The sequence below is a fragment of the Aminomonas paucivorans DSM 12260 genome (genome assembly GCF_000165795.1).
In the GTDB taxonomy this organism is placed as follows: domain Bacteria; phylum Synergistota; class Synergistia; order Synergistales; family Synergistaceae; genus Aminomonas; species Aminomonas paucivorans.
This window is the reverse complement of sequence record NZ_CM001022.1, coordinates 2,410,563-2,426,139: the sequence shown is the minus strand read 5'-3', so window position 1 is coordinate 2,426,139 and position 15,577 is coordinate 2,410,563. Positions and strand designations below refer to the sequence as shown.

Here is a 15,577-nt window from a genome sequence, read left to right as displayed (position 1 = left end):
TGCGGACAGAACCTAGTCCGTCCCCGCCAGGTGGCGGTGCACCTCCTCCTCGTACTGGAAGAGCCCCGACAGGCCCCCGGTGTGGAGGAAGAGCACCCGGGAGGCCAGGGGGACGATCCCCCGGCGGATGCGGTCCAGCAGGCCGTAGAAGGCCTTGCCGGTGTACACCGGGTCCAGGAAGAACCCTTCCCGGGAGCCCACCTCCCGGATCAGGTCCATCACCGGGCCCGCCAGGGTTCCGTAGGCCCCGAAGCCGTAGTCGAAACAGAAGGCCTCGTCCAGGGTGCGGTCGTCCAGAGGGGGTAGAGAAAGAAGCTCCCCCAAGGCGTCCCGGAGATGTCCCACCTTCTCCCGGACCTCCCCCGGGTCGTCCCCCACCCCGATGCCCAGCACCCGGGTCCGGGGGAAGAGGGCGGGGATTCCCGCCAAGAGCCCCGCGTGGGTGCCCCCGCTGCTGGTGGGGCACACCACCAGGTCCGGTTCCCAACCCGTCTCGTCGCACTGTTCCCGCATCTCCAGGGCCCCCTCCACGTAGCCCAGGGACCCCACGGGGTCCGATCCCCCCACGGGGATGACGTAGGGCTTCCGCCCCTCCCGGCGCAGGGCCTCGGCGCCCCGTTCCATCTCCGGGCCCAGGGCGCCGCTGCCCGGCACGTCGAAGAGGCGCACCTGGGCGCCGCAGAGGGCGTCCAGGAAGAGGCTTCCCTTCCGGGGGTCCCCCGCCTTCAGGTAGAGGATGCACTCCAGCCCCGCCCGGGCCGCCGCTGCGGCGGTCTGGAGGGCGTGGTTAGAGTGGTACCACCCCGCGGTGAGCACCGTGTCGGCCCCCTCCGCCTGGGCCCGCCCGATGAGGTACTCCAGCTTGCGGGTCTTGTTGCCCCCCGCAGCCAGGCCCGTCAGGTCGTCCCGTTTGACCCGCAGGTCCACCCCCAGTTCCCCGGAGAGGTTCTCCAGGGGGTGCAGGGGGGTGGCGTCCCGCAGAAGGGGAAACCGGGGAAAGGTTCGAAGCCGTTCTCGAAGCTCGTGGGTCTTCATGGTCTTACCTCCTCGTGAACAAGGCGAAGGGGCCCCGCAGGGCCCCTTGGGGTGGACGTCTCAGGCCGTCGGGTCGTCCTGGGGTTTGTAGAACCGCTGGAACCAGCCCTTGCCCTCCACCATGCGGGAGACCATGAGGGCGGAGCAGGTGTCCCCGGTGGCGTTGACCATGGTGGCGGCGGGGTCCACCAAAAAGCCCAGGGTGGCCACGATGGGGAAGGCCTCCGGGGGGAAGCCGTAGAGGCTCACGATGAGCATCTCCCCCACCAGTCCGCCGCCGGGGATGCCCGAGAGCACCACGCCGCTCAACACCGCCACGAGGATGGCGCTGGCGAAGGTCCCCAGGCCCGCGAAGGGCATGTGGAAGATGCCGAAGAGGAAGGCTATCTTGAGGATCCCGCTGAGGCAGGAGCCTTCCATGTGGGCGGTGGCTCCGATGGGGAGCACCACCTCCCGGATGTCCTGGGGGATGCCCATGCGCGCCGCCGCCGCCAGGTTCACCGGCAGGGTGGCGGTGCTGCTGCCCGTGCCCAGGGCGGTGAGGGCGGGGGTGACAATGTTCTTCCAGAAGATCCCTGTTCCCCGGCCCCCCGTGGCGAGCCAGGAATAGACCGTGAAGGCCACGAAGAAGTAGGCCAGGGTGACCACGTGGTACACCACCATGGAGCGGAAGTAGGCCCCCAGCAGGTTGGGGCCGAAGTCCCCCACCAGGGTGGCGAAGTAGGCCGCCAGGCCCACAGGGGCGTAGTACATGATGATCTGGACCATCTTGAGGGTGGCGTCCGCCAGGATGGAGATGCCCTGGGCGATGGGTCGGGACCGTTCCCCCAACATCTGCAGGCTGATGCCGAAGAGGATGGTGAAGAGGATCAGGGGGAGCATGTGACGCCGGGAGAGGAGTTCGTGGAAGTCCCCCACGGTGATGGCCTGCACCACCTGGTCCGCCGTGTTGAGCTTCTCCAGGTTCTCCGGCTGGGTGAGGGTGATGGCGGTGCCCTCGGCGGGGGGGAAGAGGACCACGGTGCCCACCATCAGGACGGCCGCGATGGCCCCGGTGACGGCGAAGATCAGCACCATGGAGCCCATGACCTTGCCGAGGCGTTTCATGGAGGACATGCTGGCCACGGCGCTGCAGATGGTGGTGAACACCAGGGGCACCACCACCATGAACATGGCGTTGAGGAAAATGTCCCCCAGGGGTTTGAAGATCAGGGCGTCCTTGCCCATGTGGGCCCCCAGGATGCAGCCCAGGGCGATGGAGCTGATGAGGATGAGAGGAAACCGATAGGCCTTCCAGAGGCTGTTCTCTTGCTTCTCCGACATGTTCCGAACCTCCTTTGTCTCTTGACCCGGACGCGGGGTGCCGTCCAAACCGGGGAAAGCGGCGCGGATCGTACCGCAGGATGTCCGTACCTAAACCAGAGCCTCCTCCGTGGGCTCCATCCAGGCCACCAGGGCGGTGCGTCCCTCCAGGGAGGGGCGTACCCGGTCCGGTCCCGAGTCCTCCAGGAGGACCCGGTTGATGCCCCCCAGGTTGCGCACCTTCACGTCGTCGCCGCATCGGCCCAGGCGACGGGCCGTCACGGCGGCGGCCACGGAGCCGGTTCCGCAGGATCGGGTGAGGTCTTCCACCCCCCTTTCGTAGGTGATGAGGAAAAGCCCTTCCTTCTCCGGGGCCAGGAAGTTCACGTTGGTCCCCCGGGGGAACAGGTCCGTGCGGCCGCGCAGCTCCCGGCCCAGGCGGAACAGTTCTTCCCGGGGGCGCGTCGCCAGGTCCTCCAGGAACACCACGCAGTGGGGCACCCCCACGGTGAGGAAGGAGTAGGCCAGCTCCTGCCCCCCTGCGGAGGTCTTCCGTTCCCAGGTCGCGTCGCCCAGATCCACCTCCGCCAGGCGGAGGCGCACGAAGGGGGCGTCCACCCGGGCGTGCACGTCCCCCCCCAGGGTCTCGAAGGCCATCTCCGCCGGGGCGATGCCCGTTTCCCAGGCGTACCGGGCGATGCACCGGGCCCCGTTGCCGCACATCTCCCCCTCCGACCCGTCCCGGTTGAACAGGCGCATCCGGAAGTTCAGGCGGGAGGAGCTTTCCACCAGCAGGAGTCCGTCGGCCCCCAGGGATTCCTCCCGGCGGCAGAGGGCGCGAGCCTCGGCGGCGTGGTCCTTCCCCTCCCCGGGGGTGCCCCGCAGGTCCAGGACGAGGAAGTCGTTGCCGTTGCCGTGAAGCTTGGCGTATCGGGTCATGGAAGCCTCTCCTCTCGCGGAAGGGTCAGATCAGGCGGTGCAGCAGCGACTCCCGATCTCCCGGGAGGAAGTCCACCGGGGGGATCTCCGGGAGGGTGTAGGCTCCCGGGCGCTGGCGCAGGACCGCCCGGGCGGCGGAGACCAGCACCTGTCCCGTGGCGGCGGGGTTGGTAACGGACATGAGAAAGTCCACCTTCTGGTTGTGGGTCTTCCCGGCGGAGCCCCGGCGCTCCAGGTGCACCGCGTGCCCCGTGTCCACCAGGGCCTGCACGTCCTCGCAGGGGAAGAAGTGCACCTCGTCGTGGGCGAAGTAGGGGTCCTGGGAGATGCGGGCCACCAGGGCGTCGAAGTCCGTCCCCGGCCGGGTCTTCAGGTACACGTACCGCTTGTGGAGGCCGCACCCCTTGGGAATGGTGAGGGACAGGGCGTCCTCCACCCCCTCGAAGCCCTTGATCACCACCGTGTGTCCCATGCTCATCCCCGGGCCGAAGTTGGTGTAGGTGATCCCCCGGGGGACCAGGGCCTCCAGCAGGGTCCGCACCACCGAGTCCGTCCCCGGGTCCCACCCCGCGGAGATCACCGCCGCGGTGCCGTGCTCCCGGGCGATGGGATCCAGGGTCGCCCGAAGGGTCATGAGGGGATCCCCGTGGATGTCGTAACAGTCCACCGTGGCGACCCCCGTCTCCAGGATGGGGGGGGCCAGTTTGGGGACGCAGCGGCTGGGCACCGCCAGGAGCGCCGCGTCCACCTTTTCCAGCTCTGCCAGGTGTCGGACCACCGGCACGCTTCCCAGGCTGCAGCAGGCCCGGCGGATCTCCCCCTCATCCTGGAGCACCACCCCCGCCAGTTCCAGGTCCGGGGCCACCTCCAGGGCCTCCACGGCGCCGCACCCCACGTGGCCGAAGCCCACCACGGCGATTCGTCGCTTTTCCAAGACACTCCCTCCTTTTTCCTCAGGACCGGTCCCCGAGACTCCTCACGGATGAGCACATCATCACTGATGAGCAACATGCTAGGGTTGTCCCCCATGTCTGTCAATCCCCGCTAGGGCGAAGAGAATACAACGCCCCTCCCGAAGGGAGGGGCGACAGGTGGAACAAACCGGGTTGGAAGGGCGCTCAAAGGGGTTTTTCCGGATAGGCTTCCACGTCCGCCAGGACGCTCCCCAGATGGTTCGTCATGGCCTCCCGGGCCCGCTCCGGGTCCCGTGCCTCCAGGGCTTCCAGGATGAGGACGTGGTCCTGCCCGGAGCCGTGGCCTGAGCGGGCCCGGATCTCCGGGAGGATGGGAGAGGGGTCCCCGTGCTGTCGGATGAGCTGGAGAGCCGCCTCCAACACCCGGTTGCGGGACATGGCGGCGATGAGGCCGTGGAAGCGCTGGTCCAGGGCGGCCAGGTTGCGCCCCTCCGCCCGGGCCACCTGGGTCAGGGTCAGAAGCTCCCGAAGCTGCCGCAGCTCCTCCTCCGTGCCGTAGCGGGCCGCCAGGGAGGCGATCTCTCCCTCGATGGCCCTTCTGGCCACCAGGAGGTCGATCATCTCCCGCCTCTGGGTGGCCTCCAGCACCTCCAGAAAGGCCTCCGCGGACTGGGAGCGCCGCTGTTCCCGCTGGGTGGTCTCCAGAAGGAGGCGTCCCTGGTCCGTGAGGAGGCGTCCCTGGACGCTCACCTTGCGGGCCAGGCCCTGCTCCTCCAGGGCCCGGAGGAGCCGTCCCGCCGTGGCCTCGCTGACCTCGAAGCCCTCCCGGCAGAGGGCCTCCCGGGCCGCTCCGGCCCCCAGGGGCTGCCGGGCGGAACCCAGGATGGACAGCAGGGCGGTCTGGACGTTGGAGCGTTCGTGCATGGGGTGACCTCCTCGCGACGCCCCGCAAGGGGGCAGCTGGGAAAAAGGGTAGCCCCTCTTCGCCGGAAGGTGAAGGGGGGCTCGTGGTTTTCTATGCCCGAAGGGTCGTCAGGGGGGTACGGAAGACCTGCCGGAGCCCCGCAGCCTCCACCCGTCGGCGGATCGCCGGGGCATCCGTCCCGTCCAGGCCCAGGGCCTTCATGCGTTCCAGGTAGACGGAGCCGGAGAAGGTGAACTTGGTGCCCCGTCCTGCCTCCGTCTCCACCTGCTCCAGCACGTGGGCCACGAAGTCCCCGCAGGCCAGGGAGGGGGGGAGCACCAGGGGGTCCAGCCCCAGGGCGCACCGCGCCGCGTTGTGCCCCGCCAGGGCTCCCGTGACCAGGGCCTCCGTGTGTCCCACCATGGGGCCTCCCCGCTCCCCGGCGCAGAAGAGGTTTTCGGCGGGGCCCCGGGCCCGCAGGGAGGCGTCGCACCGGGCGAAGCGGAAGAAGCGCATGGAGTTGCCCCGTCCCCCTCCCAGGGGGTCTTCGAACCGGGCCCGCTCCATCCCCGGGACCCGGCGGAGCTGCTCCAGGGGGAAGGTGGGGGTCATGAGCTTGGCGGGGCCCGTGTCCAGGAGCACCAGGTTCTCCACGAACTCCTTCAGGGCGTACTGCTGGCAGGCCTTGGTCCCCAGGATGGAGAGGTCCTCCCGCACCGCCTCGGGCACCGGTACCAGACAGACTCCCTTCTCGTCCAGCTCCCGGGCCAGGGCAGGGTCCAGGGACTCCTTGAAGAGCTTGCAGGAGCCGCTCATGGCACCCAGGGTTCCGTCGGCGCGATGGCCGTCGTACTCCTCCACCCCCAGGCGGGTGGTGAGGCTCACCCGGGGGGTGAAGGCGGGACAGCGCAGGATGCACAGGGCGCAGCCCTTGCCGTGGCGGACGCAGTTGCCCGGGGTGGCGGAGGTGCCTGAGGCGTCCACCAGGGCGTCCGTCTCCAGGGTCTCCCCCCGGGAGGTGCGCACCGAGACCACCCGTCCCCCCTCCACCGCCGCGTCCACCCCGGAGGTCTCGGTGAGCACCCGCACCCCCAGCTCCTCCAGCCGGGCTTGCACGGCGGGTTCGATGCGGTACACGTCGTAGAGGCTGGCGTGGCGGTGCCCCGGGAAGTCCACGTCCCGATGCCGGGCGCAGGCGTCCATCACCTCCACCAGGCCGCAGCCCAGGGCGATCAGCTCCTCTGCTGCGGCGAACCTCCCGTTGTTGCGGAAGATGCCCCCCACCAGCCCCGTTCCCAGGAGCATGTCCGTGCGCTCCAGCAGGGTCACCCGGGCTCCCGCCAGGGCTGCCGCCTCTGCGGCGGCGCAGCCTCCCCAGCCGCCTCCCGACACCAGGACCTTCGTCTCCCTTTTCACCGGTTCATCCCTTCCTTCCCCGATCCGCCGAGCCCCCGAGTGCCGGGGGCCCGGCCCGTTCCGTCCTTCTTCCGTCCCGTGGGGCTACAGCACCAGGGGGGTCACCAGCAGGGCCACCGCCCCGGCGGTGAACAGGCGCATGGTGGCCCCCAGCACCGCCGCCCCCATGGCCTCCTTCTCGTTCAGGTCCGTGCAGTCCGACCAGATGGCGGGGATCTGCCCCAGGATCACCGAGAAGGGGAACCCCGAGGCGGCCAGGACGAAGGAACCCACCACCAGCTTCGGGTCCATCCCCGCCGCCACGTCCTTGAGCTGCGCCATGGCCAGGGTGGGGGAGGCCAGGATGGACACCATCCCCGTCTTGGGGTCGATGGCCAGGGCGGACAGCAGGCTCCCCAGGGACGATTCGATGGGCTTCCAGATCCCCAGGTAGTCCAGGGCGCCGATGAGGGCGAAGATGGCCCCCACGGCGGGGATGATGAGCAGGAAGAGCAGTTCCGCCCCCTCCTTGGCCGCCCCGAAGAGGGTGGGCAGGGCCCCCTTGGTGGGGGTGAACCGGGGCAGCTCGTGGATCGCTACCGCTCGGGTGTTCCGCCACAGGGTGAGGCGCAGCACCAGGGGCACCACCACCAGAGGGGCGAAGACCGCCAGGAACACCACCGCGTAGGCCTTGACCCCCACGGCGGTGAGGGCGATGAGACCGAACATGAAGGTGGAGAAGGACTGCTGGGACTGTACCATGGTGGCGATGGCGATCTTCTGCTCGTCCTTGGTGGCCCCCGCCTTCACCAGGATGGGACCGGCGATGCGCCCCGCCGCGTTGATGTCCCCCAGAATGTTGTACACCGACGGCACGATCACCGCCGCGTTCACCCCCAGCCGGGAGGTGAGGGGCACGAAGAGGCGCATGAGGGCGTCGGTGAAGCCGCACCGCTCCAGGATGCGTCCCATCATGACGCTGCACAGGATGGCCACCCCCACCTTGCCGGTGAGGAACACGCTCACCACCAGGGGAAAGGCCCGGTCCACCATGGCGTTGAAGAGCCCCGCGATGGCTCCGGGGTTCCACACCAGAAGCCCCAGGGACAGGGCCACCAGCCCCAGTCCCACCCCTTCGATCCGCTCGAATCGCCGAACCCCCGTCGATTCCACCCGCTCTGCCCGCGCTTCGCTCATGATCCTCTCTCCCTTCCTCGTCTTCCCCGTTACCGGGTCCCGGGCAGGTAGCGGGAGGCCATGTCCCGCCCGTAGTCCCGGATCGTGCCGGATCCCACCTCGTCCAGGGGGTAGCTGGTCACCCGCTCCCGGAAGACCCGCACCTCCAGGCCGGGGAGCCGCGTCGCCAGGGCCCGGGCCAGGGGGATGCCGTTTTCCAGGATTTCCAGGGCGTGGGAGTTGCCGCAGAGGAAGTTCATCCCCAGCTCCCGCGCCTTGTCGATCAGGGGGTTGCCCGGGTAGACCCGGCTGATGGTGGCCAGCACCGTGTCCGCGTCGGGGTGGGCCGCCTTGGCCGCCTCCAGGTGCTCCGGGGTGAAGCCCGTGTGGGGGAAGATGTGCAGCAGCCGGCGCACCGGGCTTTCGGGAGTCCCCAGGAGGATGTGCCCCCGGGTGGAGACGCAGGTCTCCAGGAGGTCCGGGCAGTTCCGGAGGCGCCGTTCCTGTTCCAGGGCCTCCCGTTCCGTCTTCAGGTCCATGAGGGATTCCAGCCGGTCCAGCAGGTTCCCCAGGGTGCGCACCTCCGGCAGGGCCTCGCCGTAGTAGAGGATGTTCCCGTGGATCCCCCCCGCCCGGATGTCCACCTCCAGGGCCCGGTGGCCGTGGAGCCAGGGAATCCCCGGGTGGAGGCCGTGGAAGGCCTCGTGCAGCTCCAGGGCGTGGAGACCGTAGAGGCCCAGGTAGTTCTTCAGGGTCACCCCGCCGGAGTTGGCCCCGTCGGCGATGGGGTGGTGGGCCACCAGGCACTCCACCCCCGTGGCGGCGGCCAGTTCGATGGCGCTCTCCGTGAGGGTCATGAGCACCGCCGCCCGCCGCACCCGGGCCGACGGGTCCCCCCACACCAGGCCGGGGGTCTCCGTGACCGACTTCCCCGGGATCCCCGACGACTTGGTCAACACGAAGGGGTTCTGCCCCCCCAGGTCGCCGGGGCCCTTCACCACCCGGCCCCCGGTGATCCAATCCAGGGCCTCCAGAATGTCCCGCACCGTCACGCTTTCCGCCATTCCTGCTCTCTCCCTTCCCTTGTCCCCTCGTCTCTCGGGAGGATCGCCGTCTCCCCAGACGACGAGAGGACCGCCGACCATACGTTGCCCGCCCGAGGGGTCTCGGGGGGCTTCGTCGGTCAGCGGTCCTCTCGGGCGATCCTCTTCGGATGTCCCTCAGCCAGCTGAGCGGGGTTGCTCGGTTCCCCGGAGCAGGTCCTCCAGGGTTCCGCATAGGACCACCAGGGTGAAGGCCAGCTCCTCCGCGGGATCGTAGTCCTTCAGGACGGAGCGGATCTGAACCCCCAGGCGATCCTCCAGGGCCTTTCGAAGCCGTTTCTTGTACTCCTCCAGCAGGGCCAGATCCATGAGCCGACCGGTGATGCCCTCGCCGCTGTCGAACACCGTGAGGGCCTTCACCCGAGGGTTCTGGGCCATGAGGAGGATCCGGTCGTCCAGCAGGTCCACCTTCTGTCGCCGGAGGCCCACGCCGAACATCTCCTGGTTCACCGCGTTGTTGATCCGCATGAGTTCCTGTTTCAGATCGCCGGGGGTCAGGATGCCCACCTCCGCAGCTCATCACCGATGATGAGCGAAGTATAGGAGCCCCTTGGCGTACCTGTCAATCCATTCGCAATTGGTCTTCGATTTTTTCCCCCCGTGTTGACGGAACGGGGAAGGGCTCCTAGACTGGGCGGTAGCTGCTCATAAATGATGAGCTATGGATAGGTGCAAGCATCCTCCTTGAGAAAAGGGGTTGGGTCATGAAGGTCACTGAGGCGCTGTTGCGACAACTGAAGGACCTGGGGGTGGAGCACGTCTTCGGCCTCCCCGGGGAGACCACCCTGGCCCTCTACCGGGAGTGGGAGCGGTTCCCCCAGGTGCGGCACCACCTGTGCCGGGACGAGCGGAGTTCCGTGTTCATGGCGGATGGGTACGCCAAGGCTTCGGGGAAGGTGGGGGTGTGCGAGGGGCCCAGCGTGGGGGCCACCCACATGGTTCCGGGGGTGACGGAGGCCTTCCACGCCTGCGTGCCCCTGGTGGTGCTCACTTCGGAGATCCCCCTGCGGTACGAGCGGCGCAACATGCTCACGGGGTGCGACCAGACCGCCCTGTTTCAGGGGATCACCAAGGCCACCCTCACCGCCACGGCGTCGGAGGAGGTGCCCCATCTGGTGCGCCTGGCCTTCCGCACCGCCGTCACGGGGCGTCCCGGGCCGGTGCACCTGCGGCTCCCCTCGGACGTGCTGGAGGGGGAGTGTCCGGATCGGGAGGCCTGGGCGGATCCTCGCTATGGCCGGTTCCCCGGGTGCCGCAGCGTCGCCGCTCCGGAGGACCTGTCCGCCGCCGCCGAGGCCCTGAGGGGCGCCCGGAGGCCTGTGCTGTTCTGCGGGCAGGGGGTGGTGCACTCCGGGGCCTGGGCGGAGGTGCGGGCCCTGGCGGAGCGCCTCTCCGCCCCTGTGGGGACCACCATCAACGCCAAGGGCGCTTTCCCGGAGACCCACCCCCTGAGCCTCGGGGTGCTGGGGGCCCGGGGAGGGCGGAGCTGGGCCAACGAGGCCCTGGCGGAGGCGGACCTGGTGTTCTTCCTGGGGAACAGCACCGATTCCGCGGGCACCGACGGCTGGCGCCTTCCCGACCCGAACTCCGGGAAGACCTTCCTCCAGCTGGATGTGAGCGGGGAGGGACTGGGGCTGAACTACCCCGTGCTTCCCCTCCTGGGGGACGCCCGGGAGACCCTGCGGGGGCTCCTGGAGGTCCTGGGCAGGGAGGTCGCCCCGGACCGGTCCCCCTGGCTGGAGAAGCTGGCGGGGGGACGGGAGGCCCACGAGGAGCGGGTGGTCCGGGCCCTGGCGGAGCGCCGGGAACTGCACCCCCTCCACGTGGCCCGCATCCTGGAGGAGGTCCTGCCGGAGGATGCCTTCCTGGCGGTGGATCCGGGGGTGGCGGCGGCCTATTCCGCCGCGTTCCTGCGCCTTTCCTCCGCGGGACGCCGGACGGCGTACAACTTCGCCATGGGGGCCCTGGGCTACGCCCTTCCTGCGGCCCTGGGAGCCCGCTGGGGGGTGGCCTCCGGTGCCCCGGTGGTGGGGCTGGTGGGGGACGGGAGCTTCGGTTTCGTCGCGGGGGAGCTGGAGACCGCCGCGCGCTGGGGGAGCCGGGTGATCTTCCTGGTGTTCGACAACCGGACCTACGGCTGGATCCGGGGGACGGAACGGGTGATCCGAGGCTCCGAGCTGGGGGAGGGGTACGGGCGGTTCACGGACTTCGCCCCGGTGGACTACCCCGCCGTGGCGAAGGGTTTCGGCGTGGCAGGCTTCGAGGCGACGACGCCTCAGGTCTTCCGGGAGGTCCTTTCCCGGGCCCTGGCCCTGGACGGTCCGTCCCTGATCTCCCTGCCCTGCGTCCCGGAGGACCGGGACCTGCCCCCCGTGCCCGGGTGGTGCGCCGAAGCCCTCCGTGCGGGGATGGACTGCCTCTACTAGAACACCACGAGGGGGCGTCCCCCCGGACGCCCCCTCGTGCACCTGAAACCCTTTTCCTGTGCTTCGGCCCCGGGGCTGTGCTCCGGGGCCGTTTTGTGGTGTCCCTAGGAGCCCTTAGTAGCCGTTGGCGGCGGACTGGGAGACCAGCTTCGCCATGTTGCGGTTCACCTTGTGGAAGTACGCCACCGCCACGCCGCCGTAATAGCGGTTGATGGCCTTCTGCACGGACCCGTAGGCCTTGATGTACCGGGACAGGAGCAGGCAGCCCGCGGCGATGCCCTTTTCGGGGTCGAACATCTGTTTGCGGGTCTCGATGCCGTTGGACTGGAGCAGGCCGTTGTGGACCCGCCACATGACCTGCATGACCCCCAGGGCGCCCTTGCTGCTCTGGGCGTTGGGGTCGAAGCGGCTCTCCGCATGGGCCACCGCCGTGGCCAGGGGAGCGGGGATGCCGTACTTGTTGCTGTACCGCACCAGGGCCGCAGCCTCCCGCCAGGCCGTCTTGGGGTCGATGCGGGTGTTGTGGGTGCGGATGTACTTGACGATGTTGGCCACCGTGCGCTGGTGCCCCGTGGACATGGTCTTGAGGTCCCGGAGGGCCGAGTTGGGATGCAGGTCCGCCCACAGATCCAGATGCTCCGTCCGTAGGGCCATCTCCTGGAGGGCCTTTCGGACCGAGCTGTCGTAGCCGCTCGTCGCGGCGGGGACGGAGGCTAGGGGGGGGGAGAGGGGTGAAACAGCCTCGGGTGTTTCCTGAAGGGGTGCCGATGGGGTCGGTTCGTTGGCGCGGTAGGCGTTCAGGGGTTGGTCCACCACCTGAATCACCGTCGTGGTCTCCGCCTCCGATCCCGGCGGGGCCAGAAGAAGCCCCAGAAACGCTGCCAGGATCAGGAGAGGCAGGTTCCACAGGCGTCGCGTGGATTCCATGTCTTCTCCTCCTTCTACAGGGGGGCCGAAGGGCGGGTTGCTCCCTCTATGGTGCGGTCTCGGCTCCCGGTGTTTCAGGTGAGGGTATTATAGCGAATGGGGGGATTGAGGCAACTCTTGTAGATCGAAGTGAAAAGACCGGGGGATTACGGTGGTTTTCCCATGAAAATACTGCCCCAGGGAAAGGCCCCGGGGCAGTATTGTTTTCTCCTTGGCAGCGCTGGTGGAAACGCCCCTTTAACGGCCTTTGCGGGGCAGGCGGATCCGGAAGGCCGTGCCCTCGGGCTCTTCTCCGGCGGTCTCCGCCAGCTCCAGGGAGCCCCCATGCCCCTCCAGGGCCCGCCGGGCGATGGCCAGCCCCAGGCCGTAGCCCCCCTTGGGGTCGTTGCCCCGGGCCCGGTGCTTCTCCGCCCGCTCGAAGCGCTCGAAGATCCGCTCCCTCATGGAGGGGGGGATCCCCACCCCGTTGTCCCGCACTTCCGCCCGGTAGCCCTCGGGGGTGGTCTCCAGGGTCAGGCGCAGGACTCCTCCGGACTGGTCCCCGAAGCGGCGGTGGGTGTACTTGACCCCGTTCTCCAGGAGGTTCTCGAAGGCCCGGCGCAGCTCCTCGGGCCTCCCCCGGAAGGGGGCCGTCTCGGGCAGGCGGACCTGGAAGGCCAGGTCCTTCGCCAGAGGGTGCTGCCGCGCCCTCTCCACCAGGTCTCCCAGGAGGGCGGCCAGGTCCAGGTCTTCCTCCGTCTGCACGGGGACGCCGCTCTCCAGCCGGGAGAGGAGGAGCAGGTCGTCCACCAGGGAGGTCATGCGTTCCTGCTGTTCCACGATGCGGTCCAGGTAGGGGGCCCGCTCCGCCCCCGTGGAGGGGTCCATGGAGAGGAGCAGCTCCGCCGCCGCCCGGATGGCCGTGAGGGGGGTCTGGAGTTCGTGTCCCGCGTCGGCCACGAAGGATTTGCGGGCCTCTTCCATGAGCACCTGTTCCGTGAGGTCCTGCACCACCACCAGGGTCTGCTGGTGCACCCGCACCGCCTCCGCCCGGAGGAAGGACTCCCGTTCCCCCCGGTCGCGGAAGGTGATGTTGTCCCCCCCCGTTGCCGGGTTTCCGGCGACCCGCTCGATGAGGTCCAGCAGGGGAGGGTGGCGCAGGGCCCCCTGCACGGGGGCTCCCTCCAGGCGGGCGGGGAGGTCCCGGAGCAGTCCCTTCAGGGCGTCGTTGGCGTAGCGTACTCGTCCCTTGGGGTCCACCAGGAGCACCCCCACGGGGAGGGACTCCACCAGTCGGCGCAGCTGTTCCCGCTCCTCCTCCAGGTCCTCCAGGGTGGCGGTGAGGCGCTCCGCCATGTGCTTCAGCGCCCCGGAGAGCCGACGGATCTCCAGGGTGCCCTCCAGGGGGAAGTGGGCCTTCTCCCCCAGTTCCACTGCCCCCGCGGCCCGGGCCAGCTCCCCCAGGGGGCGGGTGATGCGGCGTACCCCCCAGATGCCCAGGCCCAGGGAGAGGAGGGCCGCCAGGGCCAGGGAGGCGAAGAGGTGCCGTCGGATCCTCCAGAGGAGGTGGTCGTAGTCCTGACGGGGCATGGAGGTGCGCACCACCAGGAAGCTCCCGTCCGCCAGGGGCACCCGGCGGGCCTCGTAGAGGTACGCCACCCCGGTGCTCTCGCTGTAGCGCAGGTCCGAGCCCTCTCCGGTGCGGAGGGCCTCCTGCACCTCCGGTCGGGTCAGGTGGTTGGACAGGCCTTTCAGTTTCCCCTGGGGGATGTCGCTGTCCCCCAGGACGATCCCCTGCGGGTCCACCAGGGTGATGCGCAGGCCCAGGATGTCCCGCCACGTTCCCAACCGGTTCCGGACCGCCTCCGTCCCCTGGTCCGTCAGGGCCTGGGCCAGGGCGTGGGTGCGCGTCTGCAGGATCTCCCGGGTCTGGTCGTCCAGCTGGCGGCGCACGTCCCCCACCACCAGCACCGCCCCCAGGGCGAAGGAGAGGGCCGCCATGACCCCCACCAGGAGGATGATCTTTCCCTGGAGGGTCTTCACCGCCGGTCCTCCGGGGTCCACAGGAGCCGGTACCCCCGGCCCCGGACGGTGTGTACCAGTCGGGGGTGCTCCGGGTCCGGCTCGATCTTCCGGCGGAGCCGGAAGATGTGCACGTCCACGGTGCGGGTGTCCCCCGCCACGTAGCCCCACACCTTGGCCAGCAGCTCCTCCCGGGACACCAGCCGACCCTTGCCCCGCACCAGGGTCTCCAGGAGGCGGTATTCCACCGGGGAGAGGTCCAGGGGGGTCCCGTCCAGGAGCACCTCCCCGCTTCGGGGTTCCAGGGTCAGGGGGCCCACGGCGATGCCCTCGTCCCCCAGGGCGTCCTGGGCCCGGGCCCGCAGGTGCGCCTTCACCCGGGCCAGCAGCTCCGCCAGGGAGAAGGGCTTGCGCAGGTAGTCGTCCGCCCCCAGCTCCAGCCCCGCCACCACGTCCTTCTCGTCCCGCCGGGCGGTGAGCATGATGATGGGGATGCGCCGCGTGGTCTCCTCCTCCCGGAGGCGGCGGCACACCTCCCAGCCGTCCAGCTTGGGCAGCATCAGGTCCAGGATCACCAGGTCCGGGAGGGTGGTTTCCGCCACCTCCAGGGCCTGGTCCCCGTCCCCTGCGGTCTCCACCCGGTATCCCTGGCGCCGGAGGGCCTCCGCCACCAGGTCCGCGATGGACCGCTCGTCCTCCACCACCAGGATCCGCTCTCCCGGCATGGTCAGGCCCCCAGGGGGCGGCGGAAGGAAGAGGCCTTCACGTGTTGTCCCTCGATCAGGAAGAGGATGTGCTCCCCCAGGTTGGTGGCGTGGTCCCCCGCCCGTTCCAGGTTGCGGGCCACATTGATGAGGGTCGTGGCCTGCTCGATGGACTTGGGGTGTTCGATCATCAGGACCAGAAGCTCCCGAAAGACCTGCCGTTCCAGGTCGTCCACCTCGTCGTCCGCGGCGCAGACCCGCCGGGCCGCCTCCGCGTCCCGGTTGAGGAAGGCCCTCATGGCTCCGTCCACCATCTCTCCCACCAGCTGTCCCATCCGGGGGATGTCCACCAGGGGCTTCAGGGGGCGGGCGGTGCCGATCTCCAGGGCCGATTCCGCCACGTTCACCCCGATGTCGGCGATGCGCTCCAGGTCCACGGTCATGTGGATGGCGGAGGACACGGTGCGCAGGTCCGCTGCCAGGGGCTGGTAGCGGGCGATGAACTGGAAGCAGTCCGTGTCGATCCGCTTGGCCAGGTCGTCCACCTCGTCGTCCCCCGTCACCACTTGGCGGGCCAGGTCCAGGTCCTGTTTCGCCAGGGCCCAGACGGCGTTCTGGATGAAGGAACCCGCCAGGCCTCCCAGTTTCAGCAGGTCCGCCCGGATCCGTTCCATCTCCTCGTCCATGTGCTTGCGAATGTTGCTCTCCTGCATGGGTCTTCCGTCCTTCCCGTGCCGCCAGGTTCCGTCCG

At 69.5% G+C, this 15,577-nt stretch carries 14 protein-coding genes; 1 reads left to right on the top strand and 13 read right to left on the bottom strand.

From position 1 onward, the window contains the following. Positions 1–12: 12 nt before the first annotated feature. The 9 genes from APAU_RS11425 to APAU_RS11385 all read right to left on the bottom strand — a co-directional run bounded on the left by APAU_RS11425 (position 13) and on the right by APAU_RS11385 (position 9,275). Positions 13–1,035 carry a 1-aminocyclopropane-1-carboxylate deaminase/D-cysteine desulfhydrase gene (locus tag APAU_RS11425; protein WP_006301913.1) on the bottom strand — a complete coding sequence of 341 codons (1,023 nt, stop codon included), beginning with the start codon at positions 1,033–1,035 and terminating at the stop codon, positions 13–15. Between the two features lie 60 nt (positions 1,036–1,095). Continuing rightward, a complete protein-coding gene (locus APAU_RS11420) occupies positions 1,096–2,358 on the bottom strand; it encodes a dicarboxylate/amino acid:cation symporter (RefSeq protein ID WP_006301912.1) in 1,263 nt (420 codons plus the stop codon). A gap of 90 nt (positions 2,359–2,448) precedes the next feature. Further along, a complete protein-coding gene (dapF, locus tag APAU_RS11415) occupies positions 2,449–3,276 on the bottom strand; it encodes a diaminopimelate epimerase (protein ID WP_006301911.1) in 828 nt (275 codons plus the stop codon). A gap of 25 nt (positions 3,277–3,301) precedes the next feature. Further along, the gene (locus tag APAU_RS11410; protein ID WP_006301910.1) at positions 3,302–4,210 is read right to left on the bottom strand and encodes a diaminopimelate dehydrogenase; all 909 of its coding nucleotides are present in this window, start codon (positions 4,208–4,210) and stop codon (positions 3,302–3,304) included. Between the two features lie 184 nt (positions 4,211–4,394). Then, positions 4,395–5,114, bottom strand: a complete 720-nt coding sequence (locus APAU_RS11405) for an FCD domain-containing protein (protein WP_006301909.1) — start codon at positions 5,112–5,114, stop codon at positions 4,395–4,397. A 91-nt stretch (positions 5,115–5,205) separates the two neighbouring features. Continuing rightward, positions 5,206–6,510, bottom strand: coding sequence for an FAD-dependent oxidoreductase (locus tag APAU_RS11400; protein WP_006301908.1), 1,305 nt, complete (start codon positions 6,508–6,510; stop codon positions 5,206–5,208). An 84-nt stretch (positions 6,511–6,594) separates the two neighbouring features. Continuing rightward, positions 6,595–7,686 (bottom strand): hypothetical protein, encoded by a 1,092-nt coding sequence (locus APAU_RS11395; protein ID WP_006301907.1) that lies wholly within the window; start codon positions 7,684–7,686, stop codon positions 6,595–6,597. A 29-nt stretch (positions 7,687–7,715) separates the two neighbouring features. Continuing rightward, positions 7,716–8,729, bottom strand: a complete 1,014-nt coding sequence (locus APAU_RS11390) for a Nif3-like dinuclear metal center hexameric protein (protein WP_006301906.1) — start codon at positions 8,727–8,729, stop codon at positions 7,716–7,718. 156 nt (positions 8,730–8,885) lie between these two features. Further along, complete coding sequence (locus tag APAU_RS11385; protein ID WP_006301905.1) at positions 8,886–9,275, bottom strand: Na-translocating system protein MpsC family protein; 390 nt, start codon at positions 9,273–9,275, stop codon at positions 8,886–8,888. Positions 9,276–9,472: 197 nt separating this feature from the next. Between APAU_RS11385 and APAU_RS14785 the strand changes: the two genes are divergently transcribed. Next, a complete protein-coding gene (locus APAU_RS14785; protein ID WP_006301904.1) occupies positions 9,473–11,194 on the top strand; it encodes a thiamine pyrophosphate-binding protein in 1,722 nt (573 codons plus the stop codon). A 114-nt stretch (positions 11,195–11,308) separates the two neighbouring features. Here APAU_RS14785 and APAU_RS11375 read toward each other — a convergent pair whose 3' ends face one another. From APAU_RS11375 to phoU, 4 genes are all read right to left on the bottom strand, one after another. After that, positions 11,309–12,121: a transglycosylase SLT domain-containing protein gene (locus APAU_RS11375; protein WP_006301903.1), complete on the bottom strand. Its 813-nt coding sequence runs from the start codon at positions 12,119–12,121 to the stop codon at positions 11,309–11,311. Between the two features lie 237 nt (positions 12,122–12,358). Beyond that, the gene (locus APAU_RS11370; RefSeq protein WP_006301902.1) at positions 12,359–14,143 is read right to left on the bottom strand and encodes a HAMP domain-containing sensor histidine kinase; all 1,785 of its coding nucleotides are present in this window, start codon (positions 14,141–14,143) and stop codon (positions 12,359–12,361) included. Then, a complete protein-coding gene (locus tag APAU_RS11365; RefSeq protein ID WP_006301901.1) occupies positions 14,140–14,847 on the bottom strand; it encodes a response regulator transcription factor in 708 nt (235 codons plus the stop codon). Before APAU_RS11365 ends, APAU_RS11370 begins: the two co-directional genes overlap by 4 nt. A gap of 2 nt (positions 14,848–14,849) precedes the next feature. After that, on the bottom strand, positions 14,850–15,539 hold the full coding sequence (gene phoU, locus APAU_RS11360; RefSeq protein ID WP_006301900.1) for a phosphate signaling complex protein PhoU: 690 nt from the start codon (positions 15,537–15,539) through the stop codon (positions 14,850–14,852). Positions 15,540–15,577 lie beyond the last annotated feature (38 nt).

Coding starts and splice junctions, on each gene's coding strand:
- dapF (WP_006301911.1), bottom strand. CDS start 3,276: ATGACCCGATACGCCAAGCTTCACGGCAACGGCAACGACTTCCTCGTC.
- APAU_RS11375 (WP_006301903.1), bottom strand. CDS start 12,121: ATGGAATCCACGCGACGCCTGTGGAACCTGCCTCTCCTGATCCTGGCA.
- APAU_RS14785 (WP_006301904.1), top strand. CDS start 9,473: ATGAAGGTCACTGAGGCGCTGTTGCGACAACTGAAGGACCTGGGGGTG.
- APAU_RS11420 (WP_006301912.1), bottom strand. CDS start 2,358: ATGTCGGAGAAGCAAGAGAACAGCCTCTGGAAGGCCTATCGGTTTCCT.
- APAU_RS11390 (WP_006301906.1), bottom strand. CDS start 8,729: ATGGCGGAAAGCGTGACGGTGCGGGACATTCTGGAGGCCCTGGATTGG.
- APAU_RS11425 (WP_006301913.1), bottom strand. CDS start 1,035: ATGAAGACCCACGAGCTTCGAGAACGGCTTCGAACCTTTCCCCGGTTT.
- APAU_RS11365 (WP_006301901.1), bottom strand. CDS start 14,847: ATGCCGGGAGAGCGGATCCTGGTGGTGGAGGACGAGCGGTCCATCGCG.
- phoU (WP_006301900.1), bottom strand. CDS start 15,539: ATGCAGGAGAGCAACATTCGCAAGCACATGGACGAGGAGATGGAACGG.
- APAU_RS11395 (WP_006301907.1), bottom strand. CDS start 7,686: ATGAGCGAAGCGCGGGCAGAGCGGGTGGAATCGACGGGGGTTCGGCGA.
- APAU_RS11405 (WP_006301909.1), bottom strand. CDS start 5,114: ATGCACGAACGCTCCAACGTCCAGACCGCCCTGCTGTCCATCCTGGGT.